This is a genomic window from Streptomyces daghestanicus (genome assembly GCF_020521275.1).
Classification (GTDB): domain Bacteria; phylum Actinomycetota; class Actinomycetes; order Streptomycetales; family Streptomycetaceae; genus Streptomyces; species Streptomyces griseoviridis.
The window spans coordinates 196,539-221,934 of record NZ_BNDX01000016.1 but is presented as its reverse complement, the minus strand read 5'-3'; the positions used below and the strand labels follow the sequence as shown (position 1 = coordinate 221,934).

The 25,396-nt window shown below is 74.0% G+C and carries 17 protein-coding genes; 11 read left to right on the top strand and 6 right to left on the bottom strand.

Annotated elements, in window-relative coordinates:
* Positions 1 to 2 precede the first annotated feature (2 nt).
* The 3 genes from Sdagh_RS27790 (at position 3) to Sdagh_RS27780 (ending at position 5,262) form a co-directional block, all read left to right on the top strand.
* On the top strand, positions 3 to 2,225 hold the full coding sequence (locus Sdagh_RS27790; RefSeq protein ID WP_190078441.1) for a bifunctional glycosyltransferase/CDP-glycerol:glycerophosphate glycerophosphotransferase: 2,223 nt from the start codon (positions 3 to 5) through the stop codon (positions 2,223 to 2,225).
* A complete protein-coding gene (locus tag Sdagh_RS27785; RefSeq protein WP_190012015.1) occupies positions 2,222 to 3,514 on the top strand; it encodes a hypothetical protein in 1,293 nt (430 codons plus the stop codon). The genes Sdagh_RS27790 and Sdagh_RS27785 overlap by 4 nt, the downstream gene beginning before the upstream one ends.
* A 185-nt stretch (positions 3,515 to 3,699) precedes the next feature.
* The gene (locus Sdagh_RS27780) at positions 3,700 to 5,262 is read left to right on the top strand and encodes a hypothetical protein (protein WP_190078442.1); all 1,563 of its coding nucleotides are present in this window, start codon (positions 3,700 to 3,702) and stop codon (positions 5,260 to 5,262) included.
* Here the strand turns inward: Sdagh_RS27780 and Sdagh_RS27775 are convergent.
* A complete protein-coding gene (locus Sdagh_RS27775; RefSeq protein ID WP_189423269.1) occupies positions 5,252 to 5,665 on the bottom strand; it encodes an organic hydroperoxide resistance protein in 414 nt (137 codons plus the stop codon). The genes Sdagh_RS27780 and Sdagh_RS27775 overlap by 11 nt on opposite strands.
* A gap of 102 nt (positions 5,666 to 5,767) precedes the next feature.
* Here Sdagh_RS27775 and Sdagh_RS27770 point away from each other — a divergent pair, with 102 nt between their 5' ends.
* The 3 genes from Sdagh_RS27770 to galE all read left to right on the top strand — a co-directional run bounded on the left by Sdagh_RS27770 (position 5,768) and on the right by galE (position 9,051).
* On the top strand, positions 5,768 to 6,223 hold the full coding sequence (locus Sdagh_RS27770; protein ID WP_189423266.1) for a MarR family winged helix-turn-helix transcriptional regulator: 456 nt from the start codon (positions 5,768 to 5,770) through the stop codon (positions 6,221 to 6,223).
* 119 nt (positions 6,224 to 6,342) lie between these two features.
* Positions 6,343 to 8,007, top strand: coding sequence for a glycosyltransferase family A protein (locus tag Sdagh_RS27765; RefSeq protein WP_190078443.1), 1,665 nt, complete (start codon positions 6,343 to 6,345; stop codon positions 8,005 to 8,007).
* A 60-nt stretch (positions 8,008 to 8,067) separates the two neighbouring features.
* Complete coding sequence (gene galE, locus Sdagh_RS27760; protein WP_190078444.1) at positions 8,068 to 9,051, top strand: UDP-glucose 4-epimerase GalE; 984 nt, start codon at positions 8,068 to 8,070, stop codon at positions 9,049 to 9,051.
* 29 nt (positions 9,052 to 9,080) lie between these two features.
* On the opposite strand, the gene Sdagh_RS27755 is transcribed toward galE, so the two are convergent.
* Positions 9,081 to 9,707, bottom strand: coding sequence for a TetR/AcrR family transcriptional regulator (locus Sdagh_RS27755; RefSeq protein ID WP_189423258.1), 627 nt, complete (start codon positions 9,705 to 9,707; stop codon positions 9,081 to 9,083).
* Positions 9,708 to 10,129: 422 nt separating this feature from the next.
* On the opposite strand from Sdagh_RS27755, the gene Sdagh_RS27750 reads away from it, so the two are divergent.
* The 4 genes from Sdagh_RS27750 (at position 10,130) to Sdagh_RS27735 (ending at position 15,933) form a co-directional block, all read left to right on the top strand.
* Positions 10,130 to 11,053, top strand: coding sequence for an ABC transporter permease (locus tag Sdagh_RS27750; protein WP_189423255.1), 924 nt, complete (start codon positions 10,130 to 10,132; stop codon positions 11,051 to 11,053).
* Positions 11,028 to 11,996 (top strand): ABC transporter ATP-binding protein, encoded by a 969-nt coding sequence (locus tag Sdagh_RS27745; protein WP_372478488.1) that lies wholly within the window; start codon positions 11,028 to 11,030, stop codon positions 11,994 to 11,996. Before Sdagh_RS27750 ends, Sdagh_RS27745 begins: the two co-directional genes overlap by 26 nt.
* Before the next feature lie 92 nt (positions 11,997 to 12,088).
* Complete coding sequence (locus Sdagh_RS27740; protein WP_190078445.1) at positions 12,089 to 14,287, top strand: CDP-glycerol glycerophosphotransferase family protein; 2,199 nt, start codon at positions 12,089 to 12,091, stop codon at positions 14,285 to 14,287.
* Positions 14,284 to 15,933: a glycosyltransferase family 2 protein gene (locus Sdagh_RS27735; protein ID WP_190078446.1), complete on the top strand. Its 1,650-nt coding sequence runs from the start codon at positions 14,284 to 14,286 to the stop codon at positions 15,931 to 15,933. The genes Sdagh_RS27740 and Sdagh_RS27735 overlap by 4 nt, the downstream gene beginning before the upstream one ends.
* A 193-nt stretch (positions 15,934 to 16,126) precedes the next feature.
* On the opposite strand, the gene Sdagh_RS27730 is transcribed toward Sdagh_RS27735, so the two are convergent.
* From Sdagh_RS27730 to Sdagh_RS27715, 4 genes are all read right to left on the bottom strand, one after another.
* Positions 16,127 to 17,620: a hypothetical protein gene (locus Sdagh_RS27730; protein WP_190078447.1), complete on the bottom strand. Its 1,494-nt coding sequence runs from the start codon at positions 17,618 to 17,620 to the stop codon at positions 16,127 to 16,129.
* A gap of 56 nt (positions 17,621 to 17,676) precedes the next feature.
* Positions 17,677 to 22,617, bottom strand: coding sequence for an NAD-glutamate dehydrogenase (locus Sdagh_RS27725; protein ID WP_190078448.1), 4,941 nt, complete (start codon positions 22,615 to 22,617; stop codon positions 17,677 to 17,679).
* Positions 22,618 to 23,091: 474 nt separating this feature from the next.
* On the bottom strand, positions 23,092 to 23,757 hold the full coding sequence (locus Sdagh_RS27720) for an HAD family hydrolase (protein WP_190078462.1): 666 nt from the start codon (positions 23,755 to 23,757) through the stop codon (positions 23,092 to 23,094).
* 82 nt (positions 23,758 to 23,839) lie between these two features.
* Complete coding sequence (locus Sdagh_RS27715) at positions 23,840 to 24,355, bottom strand: DUF6912 family protein (RefSeq protein ID WP_190078449.1); 516 nt, start codon at positions 24,353 to 24,355, stop codon at positions 23,840 to 23,842.
* A gap of 332 nt (positions 24,356 to 24,687) precedes the next feature.
* On the opposite strand from Sdagh_RS27715, the gene Sdagh_RS27710 reads away from it, so the two are divergent.
* On the top strand, positions 24,688 to 25,308 hold the full coding sequence (locus Sdagh_RS27710; protein ID WP_190078450.1) for an Rv3235 family protein: 621 nt from the start codon (positions 24,688 to 24,690) through the stop codon (positions 25,306 to 25,308).
* Positions 25,309 to 25,396: the final 88 nt, after the last annotated feature.

Here is a 25,396-nt window from a genome sequence, read left to right as displayed (position 1 = left end):
CCGTGCCCCGCTTCAGTGTCATCATCCCCTGCTACAAGGTGCAGGGTTTCCTGCGCGAGTGCCTCGACTCGGTCCTGGAGCAGTCCTACCGGGACATCGAGGTGATCGCCGTGGACGACCGCTCGCCGGACGGCTGCGGCGCGATCCTCGACGCGTACGCCGCCCGCGACGACCGGGTGCGGGTGCTGCACCTGCCGGAGAACGTGGGCCTGGGCCGGGCCCGCAACGCCGGTCTGCCGCACGCGCGCGGCGACTACCTGTTCTTCCTGGACAGCGACGACACCCTCACCCCGGGGGCGCTGCGCGCGCTGGCCGACCGGCTGGCCGAGACGGCCGAACCGGACGTCCTGGTCTTCGACTACGCCCGCACCTACTGGTGGGGCGGCACCCGCCGCAACGTCCTCGCGCACGTCCTCGCCGAGTCCGCCGGGTCCGTCTTCACGGCCGCCGAACGGCCGGAGATCCTCGACCTGCTGATGGTCGTGTGGAACAAGGTCTACCGGCGCGACTACATCGAACGCGAGGGCTTCGCCTTCCCGCCCGGCTACTACGAGGACACGCCCTGGACCTTCCCGGTGCTGCTGAGCGCCGGGCGGATCGCCACGCTGGACCGGATCTGCCTGAACTACCGCCAGCGCCGCCAGGGCAACATCCTCTCCACCACCAGCCGCAAGCACTTCGACGTGCACGCCCAGTACGAGCGGGTCTTCGCGTACGTCGCGGACCGGCCGGAGCTGGCCTCCTGGCGGCCGTTCCTGCACGCCAAGATGGGCGAGCACTGCCTGGACATCCTCGGCAAGCCGGACCGGCTGCCCCCGTCGGACAAGGCCGAGTTCTTCCGCCGGACCGCCGAGCTGTTCCGTACCCACCGCCCGGAGGGCGTCCGGACCCCGCCGGAGCTGCGGGTGCTGGAGCGGGGCTACCCGGCGTACGTGGCGCGCAGCCAGGGCGCGCGGGCCGGGCGGGCGCTGGCCCGGCGCGCCGGGCGGGTCCGTACGGCGGCGGCCGGGCGCGCGCACCGGGCCTCGGCTGCGCTGCGCTCCCGGCTGCCCCTGGACCCGGACCTCGCCGTGTACTCGGCGTTCTCCCACCGGGGTGTGCTCGGCGACCCCGCCGCCATCCACCGGGAGGCCCGGCGGATCGCCCCGCACCTGCGCGGCGTGTGGGTGGTGCGCGACGAGGAGCTGGCCGCCGGACTGCCGCCGGACACCGAGCACGTGGTCCTCGGCAGCGCGGCGTACCGCCGGGTCACCGAGCGGGCCACGTTCTTCGTCAACAACGTCAACTGGCCCGGCACGCTGCGCAAGCGGCCCGGCAGCGTCCACATCCACACCCACCAGGGCACCCCGCTGAAGTACATGGGCGTCGACCTGCTGGGCAAGCCGGGCGCCCGGCACGGTCTGGACGTGCCGCAGATGCTGCGCCGCGCCGACCGCTGGGACCACAGCCTGGTCGCCAACCTCCACTCGGAGCTGGTGTGGGAGCGGGCCTACCCCTGCCACTTCGCCTCGGCCCGCACCGGCAGCCCCCGCAACGACGTGCTGGTCCGGGCGCGCGGCGACCAGGCCGCCGGGGAGGGGTTCCGGCTGCGGCACGGCATCCCGGCCGGGCACACGGTCGTGCTGTACGCGCCGACCCGCAGGGACTACCGGCGGGGCGGGCACGTCGACCGGATCGACCCGGCCCGCCTCGCCGCCGACCTCGGCGAGGGCCACACCCTCGTGGTCCGCCTCCATCCGTCCCTGGCCTCCGGCCCGGCGCGCGGCCTGGGCCTGTCCGAGCTGCACCGGCGGGGCGTACTGGTCGACGCCACCGACGAACCGCACGTCGAGGACGTGCTGCTCGCCGCCGACATCCTGGTCACCGACTACTCGGCCCTGATGTTCGACTACGCCAACCTGGACCGGCCGATCGTGGTGCACGCCGACGACTGGGCGGCGTACGCGGCGAGCCGGGGCGCCTACTTCGACATCACCGCGGAACCGCCGGGCCATGTGGCGCGCTCCTACCGGGAGCTGGCGTGGCTGCTGGCGTCGGGGACCTGGCGGGACGCGGAGGCGGCCCGGCTGCGGTCGGTGTTCCGGTCGCGGTTCTGCGCATTCGACGACGGGCGGGCGGCGGAGCGGGTGGTGCGCACGCTGATGCTGGGCGAGGACATGCCGGAGCCGGCGCCCGTGCCGGGGGCCCGCGCCGCGTCCGGCCGCGATCTGCTGCCCTCCTCGTGAGGCCGCGCACCTGGGTGCTGGTCCTGGCGGCCGTCTTCGCGGTCCTCCAGCTCGCGAACGTCACCGGCCGGGACACCCCGGACACCAAGAACTACCTCTCGTACGCCCTGAGCCTGTCCGGCGAGGGCAAGCGGGGCGCGGCGGCGGGCGCCATCGAGCACTACTGCGCGAGCCGGGCGGCCGCCGCGAAGCGGGCGCAGAGCGTGCACGTGATCCGCTTCCACCGGGCCGACCCGACCGCCCGGGTGACGGCCGGCTGCCGGGAACGGGAGTGGGCGAACGTGGAGCGGCGGCTGCGGGCCGGGCAGACCGGCGGGCACACCGCGCCGTTCATGCCGGAGCGCTTCATGCGGATCTTCGAGGCGCGGCCCGGCTATCCGGTGTTCCTGGTGCCGTTCGTGGCGCTGCTCGGCGTGACCTGGGGGGTGTGGACGGCGAGCGTGCTGGTCGCGGCGGCCGGCGGCGTCCTGGTCTTCGTGGTGCTGCGCACCCTCGCGGTCCCGGTGCCGCTCGCGCTGACCGGTCAGGCGCTGTACTACGTGCTGCCGTGCGGGACGACCGCCATGCGGCCGATGACCGAGGGCCTGCTGATGGCGCTGACCCTGGCGGCCGTCTGGGGCTGCGCGCTGGCACTGCGCGGCGGACGGGAGGGGCGGCGGTCCGTCCGGCGGGGGTACTGGCTGGTCGGCGGGGCGCTGGCGCTGCTGTTCACGGTGAAGCACTCGCAGGCGCTGTTCCTCGGGGTGTGCCTGGCGGCGGCGGGCGCGGCGGTCGCGCTGGTGCGCCGGCGCCGGGGCACGCCGCCCGGCCGGGCGGTGCCGCGGCTGGCCGGGCTGGGCCTCGCGGCGGCCCTGCTGACCTCGGTGCTGGCCCGGCTGCTGCACTACCCCTCCGAGTCGGAGAGCCTCCAGGACCTGCTCACCGGCCACTTCGCCCGGCCGGACCGGGCGGACCCGTGGCCGGAGTTCCTGCAGTTGCAGGGCAACTTCTGGACGGAGTGGTCGCGGCGGCAGCTGCGGGAACCGCTGTTCGCGGCGGCGCTGGCGGCCGGGGTGTGGGGCGCGCTGCGGCGGCCCGCGTTCGGCGCGTTCCTGGTCGCGGCGGGTGCCACCGGCATCCTCACCCAGGCCGGGCACCCGGACATCGGCATCTGGGGCGAACGGCTGATCGTCCTGGCCTGGCTGCTGCCGGTCGTGGGGGTGCCGCTGCTCCTGGAACCGGTGGTGCGGGGCGGCCGGGTGCCGCTGCCCGCGCAGGGGCACCCGGACCGGGCGGGCGCGGTGAGCTGATCGCCGTACCGGATCGTTCCGGACACCGGCTCGTTCCCGTATCGACCGGTCCCCGTATCGTTCGATCTCCGTACAGAGAGATCATCACTCGATACGGTGATGTGATGTCATGCCGTTGACGCGGCCGGGAACATACGGCAAATGCCCCAGACGCTCCCCGCCCCCTCGCCCCCCTCGTTCGCCCGGTGAGCGCCGGAGTCCTCGTCCGGCGGGCCGTCCACGGTGCCACGGCGCTGCGCGGCGGCCGGTTCTGGCGCCCCACCCCCTACCAGGCGGCCGGCCTGCTGTTCTGGCTGGTGATGACGGTGGCCTACTGGCGGGTGCCGCTGTGCTGCGACGCCGGGCAGCACGCGGCCGTCGTCGAGCGCCTCAAGGCCGACCTCCTCCACCCCCGGCACCCGATGGCCGACCTGCCCGGCGCGGGCAGCGCCTACTACTCCCCGTACGCCCTGGCCGAGGGCGTCTTCGCGCGGCTGACCGGGCTGGGCGGCTGGGAGGTGGTGCGGCTCGCCGGGCCGCTGAACCTGCTGGTGCTGCTGACCGGCGTCAACCGCTTCGTCCGGATGCTGACCGCCCGCCCGTGGGCGCCGGTGCTGGCGCTGGGCGCGATGACGCTGCTCTGGGGCACCGAGCGGGCCTGGTGGAGCGGCTACCTCGGGCTGATGTCGATGACGGGCAACCTCGGCTACCCGTCGACGTTCGCGATCGGCCTGGCCTTCTGGGCCTGGGCGCTGACCGGGACCCGCGCCCGGGACCCGCGCCGGGTGCGCTGGGTCGGCCCCGGCGGGCTGCGCGGGCTGCCCGGGTACGCCGCGCTCGGCGTGCTCTACGGACTGGTCCTGCTGATCCACCCGATCACCTCGGTGGCGGCGGCGCTGGGCGCGGTGGCCCTGGTCGCGGGGTGGCAGACGCGCTGGCGGCGGGCGGTGCTGGGCCGCTGGGCGCTGACCGGCGGGACGGCCCTGCTGACGGCGGCGGTGTGGCCGTACTTCGACGTGTTCGCGCTGGCCGGCGACGACAGCGTGGACGCGATGCACCGCACGCTGTACCGGCACCTGCCCGGGGAGTTCTGGCTGGCCGTGGTGGTGGGGCTGCCCGCGCTGTGGCCGCGCGGGCGCCGGTCGCGCCGGGACCCGCTGGTGCTGATGTTCGTCCTTGACTGCCTGGTGGTGGCGTACGGCTGGGTCAGCGGGCACTACACCTACGGCCGCATCCTGGGCCTGACCCTGGTGCCGTTGCAGTTCTCCCTGGCCGTGGAGCTGGCGGCGCCCCGGCCGTGGCGCGCGGCGCGCCGGGTGCTGGGGTGGGCGGCGGGCGGCGGAGCCCTGCTCGGGCTGCTCACCGTGCACGCGGGGGCGCTGGTGCCGGCCGGTTTCCCGCAGCCGCCGCGCTGGCCGGAGTACACCTGGGCGGCCCGGCACATCGGCCCCGGCGAGGTGGTGATCACCGACGGGTACTACGCCGGTCACGCCATCGCCGGGTACGGGCCGAACCTGGCCGCGCCCGCCTGGCCGGACCCCTCCCTGGACGAACGGGAGCGGCGGCGGCGCGAGGCGGACGTCAAGGGTTATCTGGCCCCGGACGCCACCCGCGCCGAGCGCGCCGCCGTGGTCCGCCGCTACCACGTCCGCTGGCTGCTGCTGACCCGCTGGCGGCCGGTGCCCGAGGAGGCGGTGGTGGTGGCGTGGAGCGAGCGGACCGGCGAGGTGCTGGCGCGGGTCGGGACCGCCGCGGCGGCTACTCGATGACCAGCTCGACCGGGATGTTGCCCCGGGTGGCGTTGGAGTAGGGGCAGACCTGGTGGGCCTGCTCGACCAGCTTGCGGCCGGTCTCCTCGTCGAGGCTGTCGGGCAGCTCGACGCGGAGGGTGACGGCGAGCGCGAAGCCCTCGCCCTCCTTGCCGATGCCGACCTCGGCGGTCACCGCGGCGTCGCTGACGTCCACCTTGGCGGCACGGCCCACGGCACCGAGGGCGCTGCCGAAGCAGGCGGCGTACCCGGCGGCGAAGAGCTGCTCGGGGTTGGTGCCCCGGCCGTCGCCGCCCATCTCGACCGGGAAGCCGAGCGCGAGGTCCAGCTTGCCGTCGGAGCTGACGGCGCGGCCGTCCCGGCCGTGGGTGGCGGTGGCGACGGCGGTGTAGAGCGGGTCCATGGAGAACCATCCCTCTCGGTGGGTCGGGGGCTTACGCTCCACAGTGAAGCACACAATTCAGTTGTGCACAATCTAATGCCGCGCACCGGGTACCCTGGAGGCATGAGCACGCCCACAGCGGACTGGCTCCGCCTCGACCAGCAGATCTGCTTCTCGCTGAACGCCGCCTCGCGCGCCTTCGGCGGCGTGTACCGGGTGGTCCTCAAGGATCTCGGGCTCACCTACCCGCAGTACCTGGTGATGCTGGTGCTGTGGGAGGACGGCGAGCTGCCGGTCAAGCGGCTGGGCGAGCGGCTGCGGCTCGACTCGGGCACCCTCTCGCCGCTGCTCAAGCGACTGGAGGCGGCCGGCCTGGTCCGGCGCGAGCGCAGCGCCCGGGACGAGCGGTCGGTGCAGGTGCGGCCCACCGAGGAGGGCCTGGCACTGCGGGAGCGGGCCGTGGAGGTGCCGCGCCGGATCGCCGCGGCCACCGGCTTCGAGCTGGCGGAGATCGAGGAGCTGCGGGCCCGCCTGGACCGCCTGACGTCGGCGCTGGACAGGGCGGCGGCCGAGGGCTGAGCCGTGCCGGCGAGGGCCGCCGGCCCGTTCCGGCGGGCCCCGCCCCGCCCGGCGGGGCCGCCGACCCACCCCGGCGAGCAAAAGCCGCCCGTCCGGCATACCGGGCGTTTTACTGAAGCATGCCCGCTCGTCCGGCCCGCTCCTCCGCTCCCGACCACCCTGCCGTTCCCGCCCGCGCACGGTCCCGTCAGGTCGCCGTCGTCGTCATCGGCTACCAGGACGCCGCCCATGTGACCGACGCCGTGCGGTCCGCGCTGGCGCAGGGCGACGCCGTGCGCGAGGTCGTCGCGGTCGACGACTGCTCGACCGACGGCAGCGCGGAGCTGCTCGCCCGGCTCGCCGCGCGCGAGCCCCGGCTGCGGGTGGTCCGGCTGCCGGCCAACAGCGGCGGCTGCGGCACCCCGCGCAACACCGGCCTGGCGGCGGTGACCGCGCCGTACGTGATGTTCCTGGACAGCGACGACGTCCTCCCGCCGGGCGCGGTGGACGCGCTGCTGGCGGCGGCCGTCGAGGAGCGCGCGCAGGTGGCGGCCGGGCTGTGCGTGCGCCGGGAGCTGCCCGCCGGGCGCGAGGTGGCGTGGCAGGCGCCGCTGTACGCGACGCGCGCGGTCGTCGCCCACCCCGCCCGGCACCCCCGCCTGGTCCACGACACCCTCTGCGTCAACAAGCTCTACCGCACCGCCTTCCTGCGCGAGCACGGCATCCGCTTCCCCGACGGCCGCTTCCCCTACGAGGACTTCGTCTTCACCGCACGCGTCCTGGCCGCCGGCCCCCGGACGGCCCTCGTCCCGGACCGGGTCTACGTCTGGCACGTACGCCGGTCCGCCGCGCGCCTGTCGATCTCCCTGGACCGCGCCGACGTGGGCAACTGGCGGGCCCGCCTGCACGCCTGCCGGACGGCGCACGACATCCTGCTGGCCGCCGGGGAGAAGGGGCTCGCGCGCGCCGCCCGCGCCAAGTTCCTCGACCACGAGCTGCGGATGTACGTCCGTGAACTGGGCCTGCACGACGCGCACTACCGGCGCGCATGGTGGGCGCACACGCGGGCGTACCTCGCGGAGTACGACGCCGCCGACTGGGCCCGCTCCCCGACCGCGCCGGGCCGTCTGATCGGGCGGGTCGTCCTGGCCTCCCCCGAGCCGCGCGACCTGCCCCGGCTGCGGGAACTGGCGGCCCGCCCGGCCCGGCTGCTCCCGCCGTACGCGACGGGCCCCCGCGGCACGCCCGTCTGGTCGCCGTCGCTCCCGCAGGTCACGCTGGAGCCCCTGCTCAGCCGCCCGCTCCGGCTGCTGCCGCTGGCTGTGGACGCGGAGCTGGCCCCGGCCGGGGTCCTGCGGCTGCGCCTGCACGAGCTGTACGGCCGGATCGCGCGGGCCGGCCCCGTAGCCGTCGACGCGGAGTGGCGGCGGCGGGAGGACGGGCTGGCCGGCGGACGCCGGACGGCGCTGTTCGAGACCCCCGCGCCGTCCGCGCCGACCTCCGGGGGGCCGGTGTGGCCGGCGGCGGTCACCGTCGGCCTGACCGGGCGGGCCGCCCTCGGTCCCGGCACCTGGGAACTGCGGCTGCGCCTCCGCTTCCGGGACGGCACGACACGCGAGGTGACGGCGCACGCCCGCACGGACACCGGCCGCACGCGCCGCCGCGCCCTGCCGAGCGTCCGGCACGGCGTGGTCCTCGTCCAGCCGTACGCCACGCACTCCGGCGCGCTGGCCCTGCGGGTGGCGCACGGGGCGCGGGGCGCGGCGGCGGTGGTTCGTGGCAGGCTCCGCCGCCTGCTTCACTGAGAGGCGACCACCGGAGGGGCGACCACCGCCACTCAGGCAACTGACGAGGGGACGGCCACCATGACCTGGCTGATCACCGGCGGCGCCGGCTACATCGGAGCGCATGTCGTACGGGCCATGACCGACGCGGGTGAGAGGACCGTGGTGTACGACGACCTGTCCACCGGCGTCGCCGCCCGGGTGCCGAAGGACGTGCCCCTGGTCGAGGGCTCGGTCCTGGACGGCGACCGCGTCCGCCGGGCCCTGGCCGGCCACCGGGTCACCGGCGTCGTCCACCTGGCCGCGAAGAAGCAGGTCGGCGAGTCGGTGGAGCTGCCGCTGCGCTACTACCGGGAGAACGTGGAGGGCCTGCGCGTCCTGCTGGAGGCGGTCACGGAGACGGGCGTGCCGTCCTTCGTCTTCTCCTCCTCGGCGGCGGTGTACGGGACGCCCGACGTGGACCTGGTCACCGAGGAAACGCCCTGCGTGCCCCTGTCGCCGTACGGCGAGACCAAGCTCGCCGGCGAGTGGCTGGTCCGGGCGACGGGCCGGGCGACGGGACTGTCGACGGCGTCGCTGCGCTACTTCAACGTCGCCGGCGCCCGCGCCCCCGAGCTGGCCGACACCGGCGTGCACAACCTCGTCCCCATGGTCTTCGAGCGGCTGACCGGGCACACGCCCCCGCTGATCTTCGGCGACGACTACGCCACCCCCGACGGCACCTGCGTACGGGACTACATCCACGTGGCGGACGTGGCGGAGGCCCATGTGGCCGCGGCCCGCGCGCTGCGGTCCGCCCCCGGCCGCGACCTCACCGTGAACATCGGCCGGGGCGAGGGCGTCTCGGTCCGCGAGATGATCGACCGGATCACCAGGGTCACCGGCCATGACCTCTCCCCGACGGTCGCCCCGCGCCGCCCCGGCGACCCGGCGAGCGTCGTCGCCTCCGCCGAGCGCGCCACCGCCGACCTGGGCTGGAAGGCCAAGTACGACGTCCAGGACATGATCACGTCGGCCTGGGAGGGCTGGGTGCGGCTGCACCCGGAGGCGGCACCGGCCCGCTAAGCCGGGGCCGGGCCCGATGCGACCGCGGGCTACAGCGCCCTCAGCGCCGCCGCCGTCGCCCGGGTCAGCGCCGCCAGGTATCCCTTCGGCGGCTTCGGGCCGCGGATCACCACCGAGCGCCAGTACAGCGGCCCGGAGATCAGGTCCAGCGCCAGGTCGTGGTCGTAACCGGCGCGGATCTCGCCGCGCCGCTCGGCCGCCGCCAGGATCGAGCTGGCGACCCCGTCCTGCCCTTCCCGCACCGCCTTCTGCATCGCCTCGGCGATCTCCGGGTTGCGGGCCGCCTCGGCCTGGAGGTCGGGGATGACCTGCGAGGCCACCGGGTGCCGCAGGGCCCGCGAGGTCACCTCGTACAGCATCCGCAGATCGGTGTCGAGGGAGCCCGTGTCGGGCGCGGGCAGCCCCTGCACGGCCAGCGCCGACACGATGTCCAGCACCAGGTGCAGCTTGGAGCGCCAGCGCCGATACACCGCCGTCTTGCCGACGCCCGCCCGGCGCGCGATCCCCTCGATGGACATCCGCGCGTAGCCGACGGCCGCGAGTTCCTCGAAGACGGCCGCCCTGATCGCCTCCGTGACGTCCGCCCGCAGGACGGCGGCCCCGGCGGGGGCCCTGCGGCGCGGACGTGGCTGAGGCTCGTCGGCGTGGGTCGTCATGCGCCCCAAGCATAGGGGCGTCACGACGAAACGGTTGCGTTCCGACGCCGATTCGGCCTACGCTCCGTTGCGACGATACGGTCCCGTCCCGACGTAGCGGGCTCCTCGCGCGCCGTTCCGGCGGAATCCGGCGGAACAGGCCGCTACCGTCCCGACGGGTCGGTCCCGTCCCGGCGAGTCGGTTCCGTTTCGACAGGCCAGCCCCGTTTCGACGGGTCGGTCCCGTTCCGACGGGTCGGTCCCGTTCCCACAGGTCGGACCCGTCCCGACCGCACCACCACCGCAGTCCCGTTCTCGACACAGCACCGCCGTCCCGTTCTCGACACAGCACCGCAGTCCCGTCCCGACGCAGCCGCCACTCGTCCGACGCGGGCACCGCGACTCATCCCCCCGAGTCCCTCCCCCGAGTGAAAGCAGCGGATGTGAGCCAGGTCCTCCACACACCGCCCCCGACGACGACCGCCGCCCCGGCCGCCGAAGACCTCGCGGCGCTCGCCGCCCGCCACGGCCTCTCGGTCAGCGGCGCCCGCCCCTCCCTGCCCGCGTACGTGCGTCAGCTGTGGGCCCGCCGGCACTTCATCGGCGCGTTCTCCACCGCCAAGCTGACCGCCCAGTACAGCCAGGCCAAGCTGGGCCAGGTCTGGCAGGTCATGACGCCACTGCTGAACGCGGCGGTGTACTTCCTGATCTTCGGCGTGCTGCTGCAGACCAAGAAGGGCGTGCCCGACTACGTCCCCTTCCTCGTCACCGGCGTCTTCATCTGGACCTTCACACAGAGCTCGATCATGTCGGGCACCCGCGCGATCTCCGGCAACCTCGGCCTGGTCCGCGCCCTGCACTTCCCGCGGGCCGCGCTGCCGGTGTCGTTCTGCCTCCAGCAGCTCAAGCAGTTGCTGTACTCCATGGCCGCGCTGGTCGTCATCCTGCTGGCGTTCGGTGTGCCGCCGGCCCCGTCCTGGGTGCTGGCGATCCCGGCCCTGGTGCTGCAGTTCACCTTCAACGCCGGTGTGGCGATGATCATGGCCCGGCTGGGTTCCAAGATCCCGGACATCGCCCAGCTGATGCCGTTCGCGCTGCGCACCTGGATGTACGTCTCCGGCGTGATGTGGAGCATCGACCACCTGATCAGCAAGCACGGCGACCTGCCGTCCTGGGTCGGCCCGGTGCTCCAGGCCAACCCCGCCGCCGTCTACATCGACCTGATGCGCTTCGCCCTGATCGACACCTTCCACGCGAGCCAGCTGCCCTCCCACGTGTGGCTGCTCGCCCTGGGCTGGGCCCTGCTCGCCGGGATCGGCGGCTTCATCTACTTCTGGAAGGCTGAGGAGACGTACGGCCGTGGCTGACAGCAACGAGAAGGTCCCCACCGTCGTCGCCGACGGCGTCGACATCGTCTACCGGGTCAACGGCACCGGCGCCGGACGCGGCTCGGCGACCGCCGCCCTCAACCGCATGCTCCGCCGCAAGCAGGCGGAGAAGGCGGCCGGCGTGCGCAAGGTGCACGCGGTGCGGAACGTGTCCTTCGCCGCGTACCGGGGTGAGGCCATCGGACTGATCGGCACCAACGGCTCCGGCAAGTCGACGCTGCTCAAGGCGGTGGCCGGCCTGCTCCCGGTGGAGAACGGCAAGATCTACACCGACGGCCAGCCGTCCCTGCTCGGCGTCAACGCCGCGCTGATGAACGACCTGACCGGTGAGCGCAACGTCTACCTCGGCGGCCTCGCCATGGGCATGTCCCGCGAGCAGATCAAGGAGCGCTACCAGGAGATCGTCGACTTCTCGGGCATCAACGAGAAGGGCGACTTCATCACGCTCCCGATGCGCACGTACTCCTCCGGCATGGCCGCCCGGCTGCGCTTCTCCATCGCCGCCGCCAAGGACCACGACGTGCTCCTCATCGACGAGGCGCTGGCCACCGGCGACCGCTCCTTCCAGAAGCGTTCCGAGGCCCGCATCCGCGAGCTGCGCAAGCACGCGGGCACGGTGTTCCTGGTCAGCCACAGCAACAAGTCCATCCGCGACACCTGCGACCGGGTGCTGTGGCTGGAGCGCGGCGAGCTGCGCATGGACGGCCCGACGGACGAGGTGCTCAAGGAGTACGAGGCGTTCACCGGCGGCCCGGACAAGGCACGGCCGAAGCCCAAGCCGAAGCCGAAGGCCGCGCCCGCCACCCCGAAGGCCGACCCCACCGGACAGGCGGAACCCGCTCCGAAGGCCGACCCCACCGGACAGGCGGAACCCGCTCCGAAGGCCGGCCCCGCCGGGAAGACCGCCGGCGTTCCCTCGTGAGGCGCAGCCCCGGCCGCACCTTTTGTCGGTTTGATGCCATCATGTCCGCATAGGTGTGCCGGGGAGCGTCGCAGGCGAAGGAGACCACCGAGATGCCCGAACTCAGTGTCGTCGTCCACGGGCCCGACCCCCAGGACCGCCTGACCGGGCTCCTCGACTCCCTCACCGCCCACCCGCGCCCGGAGACCGAGGTCGTCGTCGCCGCCGTCGGCGACTGGGCGCGGCAGGCGGCCGAGCGGCACGCCGCCGTCTGCCTGGTGGTGCCCCTGCCGGACGGCACCGGCGCGGCGGCGGCCCGGTCGGCGGGGGCGGCCCGCGCGACCGGCCGCTGGCTGCACTTCGTCCACGCCGAGGACGGCCTGCCCGTCGGCACCCCGCGCGCCGTCGCGGAGCACACCGCCGCCCTGCCCGACCCGGACGCGGTCGACGTCCTCCTCCTCGACCACGTCCGCTCCACCTGGCGGACCTCCGCCCTGCCCTCCCCGGACGGCCCCCCGCTGGCCCGCGCGGGCCGCGCCCCGCTGCCGCTCGACGACCGCGCGTACCTGCTGAGGACGGCCCCGCTGCTCGGCACGCGGGTGGTCCGGGCCGCGTTCTGGCGGGCGCACGAGCGGTTCCTGTCGGCCGGCGACGAGCCGTTCGCCGCGTACGCCGCGCTGCTGCTGGCCGACCGGGTGGCGGCCCTGCCCCGCCCCGCGTACGAGGACCGCCGGCCGCGTCCGGAGAGCCTGCCCCCGGTCACCGCCGAGCAGCGCTACGCCCTGGTCGAGCGCTACGAACGGCTCCTGGACCTCGCCCGCGGGCGCCCGGCCCCGTACGCCGTCCTGTACGACCTCATGGTCCGCGACTGTCTGCGCACCTTCGTGCGGGCGGGGATGCCCGAGCCGGTCGCCCGGGAGTTCTTCCGCCGCGCCTCGCTCGCCGCCGTACGCCGCCGCCCCGAGGGCCACCCCCGCCCGGCCGGTCCGGAGGGCGTGCGCCGGTCGCTGCTGGAGGAGGGCGCGTACGGCAGGTACCGGGCTTTCCAGGCCGCCAACAAGGCCCGCCGCACGGTCCGCGGCACGGTACGGGCCGGCCGTCGCCAGGCCGCCGCCCGGCTCCGCGACCACCGGTACCGCCGCGCCCTGACCGCCCCCGTCGAGCCCCGCCTCGCCGTCTTCTCCGCGTACTGGAACCGCGGCGTGGCCTGCAACCCGGCCGCGATCGCCGCCAGACTCGGCGAACTCGCCCCGGACATCCACCCGGTGTGGGTGGTGAACGCCGCCGACGCCGCCCTCCTGCCGCCCGGCACCGACCACGTCGTCCCCGGCACCCGCCGCTACGGGGAGGTCCTGGCCCGCGCCAAGTTCCTGGTCAACAACGTCAACTTTCCCAACGCGGTCGTCAAACGCCCCGACGCGGTCCACCTCCAGACCCACCACGGCACGCCCCTGAAGCGGATGGGCCTGGACCAGTTGCCCTACCCGGCGGCCTCCAAGGGCCTGGACTTCCAGGCCCTGCTCGAGCGCGTCGACAAATGGGACTTCAGCGTCTCCGCCAACAGCCATTCCACCCGCATGTGGCGGCGGGCCTACCCGTCCCGCTGGACCTCCCTCGACCACGGCTATCCGCGCAACGACGTCTACTACACCGCCGGCGCCGCCGAGGTCCGCGCGGTCCGCGAGCGCCTCGGCATCGCCCCCGGCCGCCGCGCCGTCCTCTACGCCCCCACCCACCGCGACTACGAGGCCGCCTGGAGACCCCGTCTGGACCTCGCCGCCCTGGCCGACCAGCTCGGTGAGGAAACGGTTCTGCTGGTGCGCGCGCACTACTTCTACGACACCGGCCCCTCCCCGCTGACCGGCCTGCGCCGCACCGGCCGCGTCATCGACGTCTCCGCCTACGACCCCGTCGAGGACCTCTGCCTGGCCGCCGACGCCCTGGTCACGGACTACTCGTCGATCATGTTCGACTACGCCAACCTGGACCGCCCCCTCGTCATCCACGCCGACGACTGGGAGGTCTACCGCGAGACCCGCGGCGTCTACTTCGACCTGATGGCCGACGCGCCCGGCCCGGTCGCCCGTACCCAGGCCGAACTGACGGAGATCCTCACCACCGACGCCTGGCGCGACGACCGGGCGGCGAAGGCACGGGCCGCCTTCCGCCGCCGGTTCTGCGAGTACGACGACGGCCGCGCCGCCGAACGCGTCGTCCGCCGCGTCTTCCTCGGCCAGGACGAGCCGTCGCTGCCCCCCGTGCTCCCGCTGGAGGACCGCACCCCGGCCCCGTCCCCGGAGGAGATCGCATGACCACCGCCCCCGACGTCACGGTCACGGTCATCGTCCACGACGACGCCGCGCGCCTGCCCCGCGCCGTGGCCTCCGTCCGCCGCCAGACCCACCCGAACATCGAGATCGTCATCAGCGACGACGCCTCGACCGACGACACCCCGGCCGTCGCCCGTGCCCTGGCCGCCGAGGACCACCGGATCGTCTACGTCCGGCTGCCCGAGAACAGCGGCGGGTGCAGCGCCCCGCGCAACCGGGGCATCGAGCTCTCCCGCGCCCCCTATCTGATGTTCCTCGACAGCGACGACGAACTCCCTGAACGCGCCGTCGAACTGCTCCTCGCCGCCCACCGCGCCCGCGACCTCGACTTCGCGATGGGCGCGGTGCGCCGGGTCCGCGCCGACACCGGCCGCCGCTCGACCTGGATGCCCCACCTGGTCGCCGAACGCCGCACCCTCGACGGCATCGAGGCCGACCCCCGCCTCCTCTTCGAGCACCTCGCCACCAGCAAGATGTACGCCCGCGCCTTCCTCGACCGGCACGCCCTGCGCTTCCCCGAGGGCATCCACTACGAGGACCAGCTCTTCTCCGCGCAGGCGTACTGCCTGGCCAAGACGTTCAGCGTCATCCCGGAGCCGGTCTACCTCTGGTACATCGCCCCGTACGCCGGCTCCGCCGCCGCCTCCATCTCCAACCAGCGCGACCGGCTGAGCAACGTCGCCGACCGCGTCCACGTACAACGCCTGATCGACGCGTTCCTCGCCGAGAGCGGGCACGAGTCGCTCCGCGAGGACAAGGACTACAAGTTCCTCAAGCACGACTTCCGGATGTACGCCGGTGACCTGCCGTTCCGCGACGAGGCGTGGCTGGCCTCCTTCGCCGACCTCGTCGTCCCCTATCTGGACACGCTCACACCGGGCGCGTACGCCCGGCTGCCGCGCGCCGAACGGGTCGTCACCCGGCTCGTCCGCGACCGCCGCCTGAGCGACGCGCGCCTGGCGGCCCAGGGGCTGGGCCACGGCGTGGCACCCCGGTGGACGGCGACCGACGGGGACGGCAGGGTGTACTGGGGCGACCGTGTGCCCGAGTCCCCCGCCGCCCGCCTCGACCTCGACCTGACCGACCTGGAACTGGACACCCGCCCGTTCTTCAGCGCCTGGTTCCGCCACGAGATCACCGAGGTGGTGCCGGGGCCGGGCGCCTGCCTCGACCTCGCGGTCCGCACCTACGACCCCGCGCTGCGCCTGCCCGTGGGCCCGCGGCGCGCCGCCCTCCTCCTCTCCCCGGGCGCCCGGCGCCTGACCGTCCCGTTCCGCCTCTCCCCCGTCCGCCCCGGCGTCTTCGAGGGCCGGGTCCGCCTGGACCTGGCAGCCGCCCGGCTCCCCCCGCACGGCTTCGCGGGCGTACGGCACCCGGTGCTCCGCCTCCGCCACGAGGGCCACACGCATACGGGCCTCCTCCTGGCCCCGCCCTTCCCGCCCCGCACGGCCCGGGTCCCCTACCGCGCCGGCCTCACCCCCCACCGGATCACCGCGGCCCCGGAACTTCACGCCCCCGGCCGCCTCCAGCTCCGCTGGGTTCCGGCGGGCCCCGCCCGCACCCTCCACCAGCTGACCAGCCCCCGCCTCCGACACGCCGCCCGCGCCGTCAGATCCTTCCTCCGCTGACCCCACGTACGGGCCACGGACACCCGCCGCCTGCGGGCAGTCGTGCCTCTCCCCGTGCGCGAACGTCCCGGGAGGTGTCCCCAGGGCGGCACGGCTGGGCGCAGACAGCGCCCCGCAGCGCCGCGCCGCGCACCGCTCCCCCACCGCGCCCTCAACGCCGGACCGCCCCTCCGCACACCGCGCCCCGGCCCCCTCACCCCACCACCTCATACAGCACCTGCCCCCGAGGCCCCCGCGCCACCTCCCGCACCCCCTCCCATCCCCGCCCCACCCCGTCCACCACCCACCGCACCCCGTACTCCCGCAGGATCCCCACCCGCTCCCCCGCCCCGGCCCCCGCCGCGAAGTACCGCCGGACAGCCACCCCCCGCGCCCGCTCGTCCGGCAGGAAGAAGTCGGGATACCCGGGCGCCACCGTGTACGCCCCGTACGCCGGGATCTGCCGCGCCGGAAACGTCCGCGCCATCACCACGTCCCCGTACCGCACCCACGGCGTGATCCAGTGGTACCCCTCCCACGGCTCCCGGTACTTGCCCGCGATCACCCCCGGCAGCACCCCCCGCCCGACGACGTACCCGAGCGTCCCCGACTGCGCCCACGCCCCCACCACCAACGCGCACCCCAGCGCACCCGCCCACCCCGCCCGCACCACCCGCCGCCGCCCGGCCGCCGACGCCTCCACCCCCGCCGCCACCTGCGCGGGAATCAGCGCCGCCGGCAACGCCCGCCCCCACGACCAGTGCCCGCTCACCCATCCCGCCCCCACCACGACCGCCCCCAGCAGGAAGAACAGCACCAGCGCGTCCCGCCGGTCCCGCCGCCACCGCGCCCCCAGCGCGACCAACCCGAGCAGCAGCAGCCAGTACCGTCCGCCCCACCCCCGGTACAGCGGCCGGTGCACCGCCTCAAGACCGCCCCCGGCCCCGGCCAGCGCGAAGAAGTCGTAGTACGGCCAGGCCCACACCACCGCGGTCCCTACGATCACCGCTGCCACCAGCCGCAGGCCCACCGCCCGCCACACCGGCCGCGCCCCGACCACCGTGGCGACGGCCCCCAACGAGGCCACCACCCCGGTGAACTGATGGCACAGCAGCACCACCGCCCACAGCACCCCGAGCCCGGCCCACCGCGCCCACCCGCCCCGGCCCGCCCCCGGTGCCGCCGCCGACGCGAGCCCGGCCCAGAGGTGGAAGGACAGCCCCAGCGCGACCACACTCGGATACGCCACCGTCAGCGCCAGCGAGTTCAGCCCGACGAACCCGCTCCACGCGAACGCGTCCGTCCCCCACAGCAACAGCAGGCACAGCAGCACCACCGCCGGCGCCGCCCGGTGCGCGCTCAGCGTCCGGACGTAACGCCACACCCCCGTCACCAGCACCGCCAGCCCGGCCAGCGCGCCGCAGCGCAGCACCACGAACACCGGCGCCCCGCTGACCTTCGCCACCGCCCCGAGGACGACCGTCCACGGCGAGTAGTACGGACTCGGCGTGTCCGCGTCGACCAGCGGGTTGCCGGGGTCGGCCAGGCTGTGCCGCAGCCGTTCGACGGTGGCCGCGTGCAGCCCGAGGTCACCGGCCCACGGCAGCCGCACCACGACCAGCAGCAGCAGGAAAAGCACGAGCACGGCGGCCGCCCAGGGGACGTCCGCCGTGCTCGGCCCGGATTCGGAACGCGACCACCCAGCCATCCGGCCACTTTATCCGTGATGACCTGAATGTCCGGAAGGTCAGGGAGGGTCGGCTCCTACGAGTGCGTGCGCAGCAGCGTCCTCATCGTCCGCATCGCCACCGACAGATTGGCCAGATCGAAGGCGTCCGAACTGCGGATCTCCTCCAGCGTGGCCCGCGCCCGCCCGAGGATCGCCGTGTTCTTCTCCTCCCACACCGTGAACCGCTGCTCCGGCGTCGACGTCCCGTTGCCCGCCGCCAGCACATCGGCGGTGAGCGAGGCGTGTGCCGCGTACAGGTCCTCCCGGATCGACGCGCGGGCCATGGACTGCCAGCGGTCCGCGCGCGGCAGCTCGCTGATCCGGTCCATGAGCTGGGTGATGCCCAGCCGGTCCGCGAGGTCGTAGTAGACCTCCGCGACGTCCAGCGGCTCCTTGCCCGTGCGGTCGGCCACCGACACGATGTCCAGCGTCGGGAAGGCCGAGGAGAACCCGGCCACCCGCGTGGCCACCTCGTCCGGGACGCCCGCGCCGGTCAGCTCGTCGTGGATGCGCTGGTACCAGTCCGCGTCCGCGCCGCGCAGCAGCTTCGGCAGCTCCGACCAGACCTGCTCCACCCGGTCGGCGAAGAAACCGACCGTCTCGGCGAGCTGGAGCGGCTGCGGCCGGTTGTTCAGCAGCCAGCGCGTGCCGCGCTCGACCAGCCGGCGCGAGTGCAGCCTGATCCGGGTCAGGACGGCCGCCTCCACCTTGTTGTCCAGCCCCTCCACCGCGTCCCACACGTCGTAGGAGCGGAAGATGGCGCGGGCCGCGGTCTGCGCCCGCACGATCTCCTCCAGCGACGCGCCGGTCTCCTCGCGCAGCCGGTGCAGATACGTCGTACCGCCGGTGTTGACCGTGTCGTTGACCAGCACGGTCGTGGTGATCTCGCGGCGCAGCGGGTGCGTGTCGATCCGGTCGGCGAACCCTTCGCGCAGCGCGGCCGGGAAGTACGCGTGCAGCAGGCCCTTGAGGTACGGGTCGTCGGGCAGCGAGGTGTGCAGCAGTTCCTCGGCGACCGTGATCTTCGTGTACGCCAGCAGCACGGCCGTCTCCGGGCCGGTCAGCCCGCGCCCGTTGCTGAGCCGCTCGCGGATCTGCCGGTCGGTGGGCAGGAACTCCAGCGCCCGGTCCAGGTGCCCCTCGCGCACCAGGTGCTTCATGAACCGCTGCTGCGCGTGGAGCATGTCCTTGGACTGGGCCAGCGCGTTGGCGATCGCCGTGTTCTGCGCGTAGTTGTTGCGCAGCACCAGCCGGCCGACCTCGTCGGTCATCTCGGCGAGCACCTTGTTGCGCTGCTTGACCGTCATGTCGCCGTCCGCGACCAGGCCGTTGAGCAGGATCTTGATGTTCACCTCGTGGTCGGAGGTGTCCACGCCCGCGCTGTTGTCGATGGCGTCGGTGTTGACCCGGCCGCCCTTCGCGGCGAACTCGATCCGGCCGAGCTGGGTCAGACCCAGGTTGCCGCCCTCGCCGACGACCTGGACGCGCAGGTCGGCGCCGTCGACCCGGATGGCGTCGTTGGCCTTGTCACCGACGTCGGCGTTGGACTCGGTGGACGCCTTGACGTACGTGCCGATGCCGCCGTTCCACAGCAGGTCGACCGGTGCGTGCAGGATCGCCTTCATCAGGTCGGCCGGGGTCATCTTGGAGACCTTGCCCTCGATGCCCAGGGCCTCGCGGACGTGCGCGTTGACCGGGATCGACTTGGCCGACCGGGGGAAGACGCCGCCGCCCGCCGACAGCAGCTCCTTGTTGTAGTCCGCCCAGGAGGAGCGGGGCAGCTCGAAGAGGCGGCGGCGCTCGGCGTAGGAGACGGCCGCGTCGGGCTTCGGGTCGAGGAAGATGTGCCGGTGATCGAAGGCGGCGACCAGGCGGATGTGTTCGCTGAGCAGCATGCCGTTGCCGAACACGTCACCGGACATGTCACCGATGCCGACGACCGTGAAGTCCTCGCTCTGGGTGTCGGTGCCCAGCTCCCGGAAGTGCCGCTTGACGGACTCCCAGGCGCCGCGCGCGGTGATGCCCATGCCCTTGTGGTCGTAGCCGGCCGAGCCGCCGGAGGCGAAGGCGTCCCCGAGCCAGAAGTCGTAGCTCTCGGCGACCTCGTTGGCGATGTCGGAGAAGGTGGCGGTGCCCTTGTCGGCGGCGACGACCAGGTAGGTGTCGTCCTCGTCGTGCCGGACCACACCGGCCGGGGGCACGACCTCGCCGGCCACCATGTTGTCGGTGATGTCGAGCAGCGCCGAGATGAACGTCCGGTAGCTGGCGATACCTTCCGCCAGCCACGCGTCCCGGTCCGCGCTCGGGTCGGGCAGCTGCTTGGCGACGAAGCCGCCCTTGGCGCCGACCGGGACGATGACGGTGTTCTTCACCATCTGCGCCTTGACCAGGCCGAGGATCTCGGTGCGGAAGTCCTCCCGGCGGTCGGACCAGCGCAGCCCGCCGCGCGCGACCTTGCCGAACCGCAGGTGCACGCCCTCGACGCGCGGCGAGTACACCCAGATCTCGAACGCCGGGCGCGGCGCGGGCAGGTCGGGGATGGCCTGCGGGTCGAACTTCATGGAGACGTAGTCGTGCGGCCGGCCCGGCTCCGCTTCCTGGAAGAAGTTGGTGCGCAGGGTCGCCTTGATGACGGTGAGGAAGGACCGCAGGATGCGGTCCTCGTCGAGGCTCGCCACCTGGTCGAGGGCGGCCTCCAGCTCCTCCAGGAGGGCGTCGACGATCTCGTGTCCGGCGCGCTGCCGGTCGGGCGACATCCGCGCCTCGAACAGGGAGACGAGCAGCCGGGTGGTGTGGACGTTGTTGCGGAGGGTGTCCTCCATGTAGTCCTGGCTGAACGTCGACCCGGCCTGCCGCAGGTACTTGGCGTAGGCGCGCAGCACCATGGCCTGCCGCCAGGTCAGCCCGGCGCTGAGCACCAGGGCGTTGAAGCCGTCGTTCTCCGCCTTGCCGTTCCAGGCGGCGGCGAACGCGTCCTGGAACCGCTCGCGGGCGTCGTCGCCGAGGTAGTCGGCGCCGCCGGCCACCGCCTTGGGCATGCGCAGCCCGAAGTCGTAGATCCAGGCCGTGGTGCGGTCGGCGCAGCGCAGCTCGTACGGCCGCTCGTCGGTGACCTCGACGCCGAGCCGGCTGAGCACCGGCAGCACGGCCGACAGGGAGACCGAGCCGCCCTTCTGGTAGATCTTGAACCGGCGTTCCTCGGGCGTGGCGCCGACCGGCTCGTACAGGCTCAGCGCGAAGGTGCGCTCCTCGTCCAGCGCCTCCAGGTGGCCGAGGTCGGCGACGGCCGAGCGGGGGCCGTGGTCGGCCTTGTAGCCCTCGGGGAAGGCGCCGCCGTAGCGGCGCAGCAGCTCGGCGGAGCGCTCCTCGCCGAACTCGGCGGTGAGCGCCTCGGCGAAGCCGTCCGCCCAGGAGCGGGCGGCCTCCACCAGCCGGGCCTCGATGCGGTCCTTGTCGGCGTCGGACAGCTCGGGCAGCTCGGTGCCCTGCGGGACGCGGACGACGAAGTGCAGCCGGGAGAGGATCGACTCGGTGTTCCAGGCGGTGAAGTCGACGCTGATGCCGCCGAGTTCCTCCTTGAGGATGTCGATGATCCGCAGCCGGACGCCGGTGGTGTAGCGGTCGCGGGGGAGGTAGACCAGCGCGGAGTAGTAGCGCCCGTACTCGTCCTGGCGGAGGTAGAGGCGCAGGCGCCGGCGCTCCTGGAGGTAGAGCACGGAGGTGGCGATGGTTTGCAGTTCGCCGACCGGCGTCTGGAACAGCTCGTCGCGCGGGTAGGTCTCCAGGATCTGGAGCAGGTCGCGGCCGTCGTGGCTGTTGGGCGAGAACCCGGCCCGTTCCAGCACCTCCTGCACCTTGCGCCGGATGACCGGCACCCGGCGGACGGACTCGGTGTACGCGGCGGAGGAGAAGAGCCCGAGGAAGCGGCGCTCCCCGACGACGTTGCCCTCGGCGTCGAACTTCTTGACGCCGACGTAGTCCAGGTACGACGGCCGGTGCACGGTCGCCCGGCTGTTGGCCTTGGTCAGCACCAGCAGCCTGTGCTCGCGGGCCTTGGCGCGGGCGTCGGCCGGCAGCCGCTCGAAGGACGGGCTGACGGGGTGGTCCTCGCCGGCCTCGTGGTGGGGGTCGGCGCGCAGGATGCCCAGGCCGGTGCCGGGGACGGCGGCGAGGGAGTCGTCGCCGCGCAGCTCGTACTCGCGGTAGCCGAGGAAGGTGAAGTGGTCGTCGGCCAGCCAGCGCAGCAGCTCACGGGCCTCGTCCACCTCCTGCCGGTCCAGGTCGGCGGGGGCGGGCTCGGCGGGCAGGTCCTCGGCGAGGGCGACGGCCGCCTGGCGCATCTTGCCCCAGTCCTCGACGGTCTCGCGGACGTCGGACAGGACCCGCAGCAGATCGGCGGTGATCTGCTTCAGGTCCGCGCGGTCGGTCTCACGGTCGATCTCGACGTGGATCCAGGACTCGACGTGCGCGTCGTGCGGGAGGTCCTGGCCGGGCGGGGTGGTGAGGACCTCGACCAGCTTGCCGCTGACGTCGCGCCGGACCACGAACTGCGGGTGGACGACGACGTGGATGCCGCGTCCCTGCCGGGTCAGCTCGTTGGTGACGGAGTCGACGAGGAAGGGCATGTCGTCCGTGACCACCTCGACGACGGTGTGGCTGCACGTCCAGCCGTTCTCCTCGACCGTCGGGGTGTGCACCCGGACGTTGGCCGTGCCCTGCGGGCGGTTCTCCGCCAGCCGGTGGTGCGAGACGGCCGCGCCGAAGACGTCGACCGGTTCGCGGTCGCTCAGGTCCTCCGGGGCGGTGTGCCGGTAGTAGCGCCGGAGGAACGCGAACACGGATTCACGGTCCGGGGTGTCCGGGGAGTCCTCGTCCGTCGTCCCAGTCGGTAGATACCCCCCGACCGGGCTGTTCTCAGCTACCCGTGCGGCCCTGTCGAGCAGCTCGGCCTTTGCTTCGTCCAGCTTGGTCTGCATTGTCCTCTGGCTCCTGTCGCGCGCCGTTGCGTGACGTAGAAGGAAGTACGGTCTCCTGCCTTCCGACGCAACGCCCAGACGCGGGGTGTCCGTTCTGTTCCGACGCTATGCCGCAAGGTGAGATGAGCGGGGGCATATCAGCCATGTCGGACGCGCCCGCCGGGTGTGATACCGCTCTCGTCGGTGTCATCGTCCGGGGGAGGCCCGGCGTACCGGGGCTCCTCGACGCCCCGTCCCGCCCGCGAGGACCAGCGACCGCCGCCCGGTCACGGATGTGGTCCGTGCTCTCCGGGCGCAGGGCAGGGACACGGAGGTCCCCGCGAGCTATCGCGCTGATCACGCCATAAGGCTATCGCTCCTCTCCCCGAACCCGTCATGAGCCGTAGGTGTACAAAAGCGGGAGGTGACTTCGCCGTTCCGCACAGCCACGGGCGCCCGGCGGGACGCGGGGACGGGACGGGCGGTGCCGGCCCCTCACGCCGCCAGGCGCTCGGCCTCCTCGACCGCCTCCGCCAGCGTGTCCACCACGGGCACGCCCGCCTGCTCCAGGCTGCTCCGGCTGTGCGAGCCGCCCGTGTACAGCACCGCCCGTGCTCCCGCGTGCCGGGCGGCCGTCGCGTCGTCGACGGCGTCCCCGATGACGACGGTCCGGGCGGGCTCCACGCCGGTCAGCGCCCCCAGGTGCCGGACCATGTGCTCGGCCTTGCCGCCGCCCGAGGGGCCGGTCCGCCCGTCGACGCGTATGAAGTGCGTCTCGATCCCGAATTGGCGCACCAGCGGCACCAGTTCCTCATGGCCGTACATGCTGAGGATCGACTGACTGCGCCCCGCCGACCGCCACCCGGCGAGCAGCTCCGCCACTCCCTCGGCGAGCCCGCACCGCACCCTGCGCTCGGTGTAGTGGCGGTGGAAGGTCTCGTCCATGACCTGCCACTCGGCGTCGGTGGGCAGCCTGCCCAGCAGCCGCTCGTAGAACTTCGGCACCGGCACGCAGTACAGCGCCCGGTACCGCTCCAGCGTGATCGGGGCCAGGCCCAGTTCGGCGAAGGCCGCGTTCGTCGCCTCGATGATCGCGTCGTTGTCGTGGAACAGCGTCCCGTTCCAGTCCCAGACGATGTGCGCCCCTGTCCGCATTCGCATCCCCATGCCGACAAACGTACCCGCCACCACCGACAGTCACGTCCCGATCACTTCCGGTGCAGGTCAGGGGCGGGAGCGCGGGTCAGTCCCCGGGTCCGACCAGGTGGGGGACCTCCTGCGTCGCGTACCACAGCAGTTCGTGGTCCTCGGCGCCGTCCACCACGAACCGGGCGTCGTCGTCCCCGCCGTCCGCCGCCGCGAGCGCGTCGGCCGCGGCGGCCACGTCGGCCTCCGCGTCGGAGGAGTCGACGTGCACCGCCGCGGCCTTGGCCAGCGGCACGCTCCCGGCCACCCGGACCTGGCCGAGCGCGGCCGGGTCCAGGCCCCGGCCGGGGTCGCCCTGGGTGGTGCCGTCGGGCACGTCGACGGCGACCACGACCCGGCGGCGGGCGGCCCCGGGATCCCCGGCGAGCAGGCGCAGCGACGCGAGGGCGGCCCGGCCGAGGGCGGCGTACTCCAGTTCCTCGATGTCGTCCGAGAGGTACCACTCGCGCAGCGCCGGCGTGACGGCGTAGGCGGTGAACGGCCCGCTCCCCAGGTGTCCCGACCGGTGCGCCTCGGCGAGACCGGGGAGGGTCAGGGGAACGTAGACGCGCATGGCTGGCCGCTTTCGTGGTCGGGTCGGGGGTCCGCCGGCGAGGGGAGTCGGGGGGCTTGTCGGAGGTCGTCGGGAAGTCATCAGGATACGCGCGGGACTCCCCCATCGGGTTTCCCGTCCACCGGCCGAGGCGTCCACCGCGCGCCGGATATTCACCCGGCGCGGCCCCACGGCACCGGGCCCCGCCGCCATTCCGTCCCCCGGATAGGTGAATTGCCCAGGCCGTGACCGGCCGTCCGCGCCCCCTTGCCAGCGGCCCGCCACACCCCGTACAAGGTCCGCAACAGCAAGTTACTGCCCGGTATCGCTCGGGCCCGCCGAACGGGGACCCCATGAACAAGGTCATGAACAGGGCACAGCGCCGCCACCGCCACCCCGGCTCCCGCCCGCCCGGCCGCCACGACTCCCGCCGCCCTTCCGCGGCGCCGCCCCGCGGTCCCGGGGCCTTCCCCGCCGTGCGGACACCGGTGCCCGGGGACCGGCCCCCGGCCACCCCCGCGCGCCCCGCGCAGCGCCGTACGCGCCCGCTGGACACCCGCCCGTCCGGCGCCCCCGCCGGCACCCCCGCGTCCGCCGCCGCCCGGACGGTCCCGGCCCGCCGTGCCGAACCCCGGCCCCGGCTCACCGACCTGTTCGCCGAGCGGCTCCTCGCGGTGCTCAGCGGGCGGCGGCCGGTGCACTTCATGCTCCGCCACACCGTCGGCCGGGCCTACGACGACCTGGCCCGGCTGGCCGAGCACGGCCCCCTGCGCGCCCGCGGCACCCGCCCGGTCGTCCGCGACATCGGCTGGTTCGAACCGCGTCCCGGCGCCGTGGAGGTCTTCGCCCGCATCGGCGCGGGCGAGCAGTTGCGCGCGATGGCGTTCCGCCTGGAGTACGGGACGGACCTGCGCTGGCGCTGCACCGCCGTGGAACTGGGCGGCCCGCGCCCGCCCCGCGGGGACGACGACTGAACCGGCCCGGAACGCGGCGGGGCCGGGCCACCCTCAGGTGCCCCGGCCCCGTGCCCCCGCCCGGCCCCGGGGAGACGGGCTCGCCGCC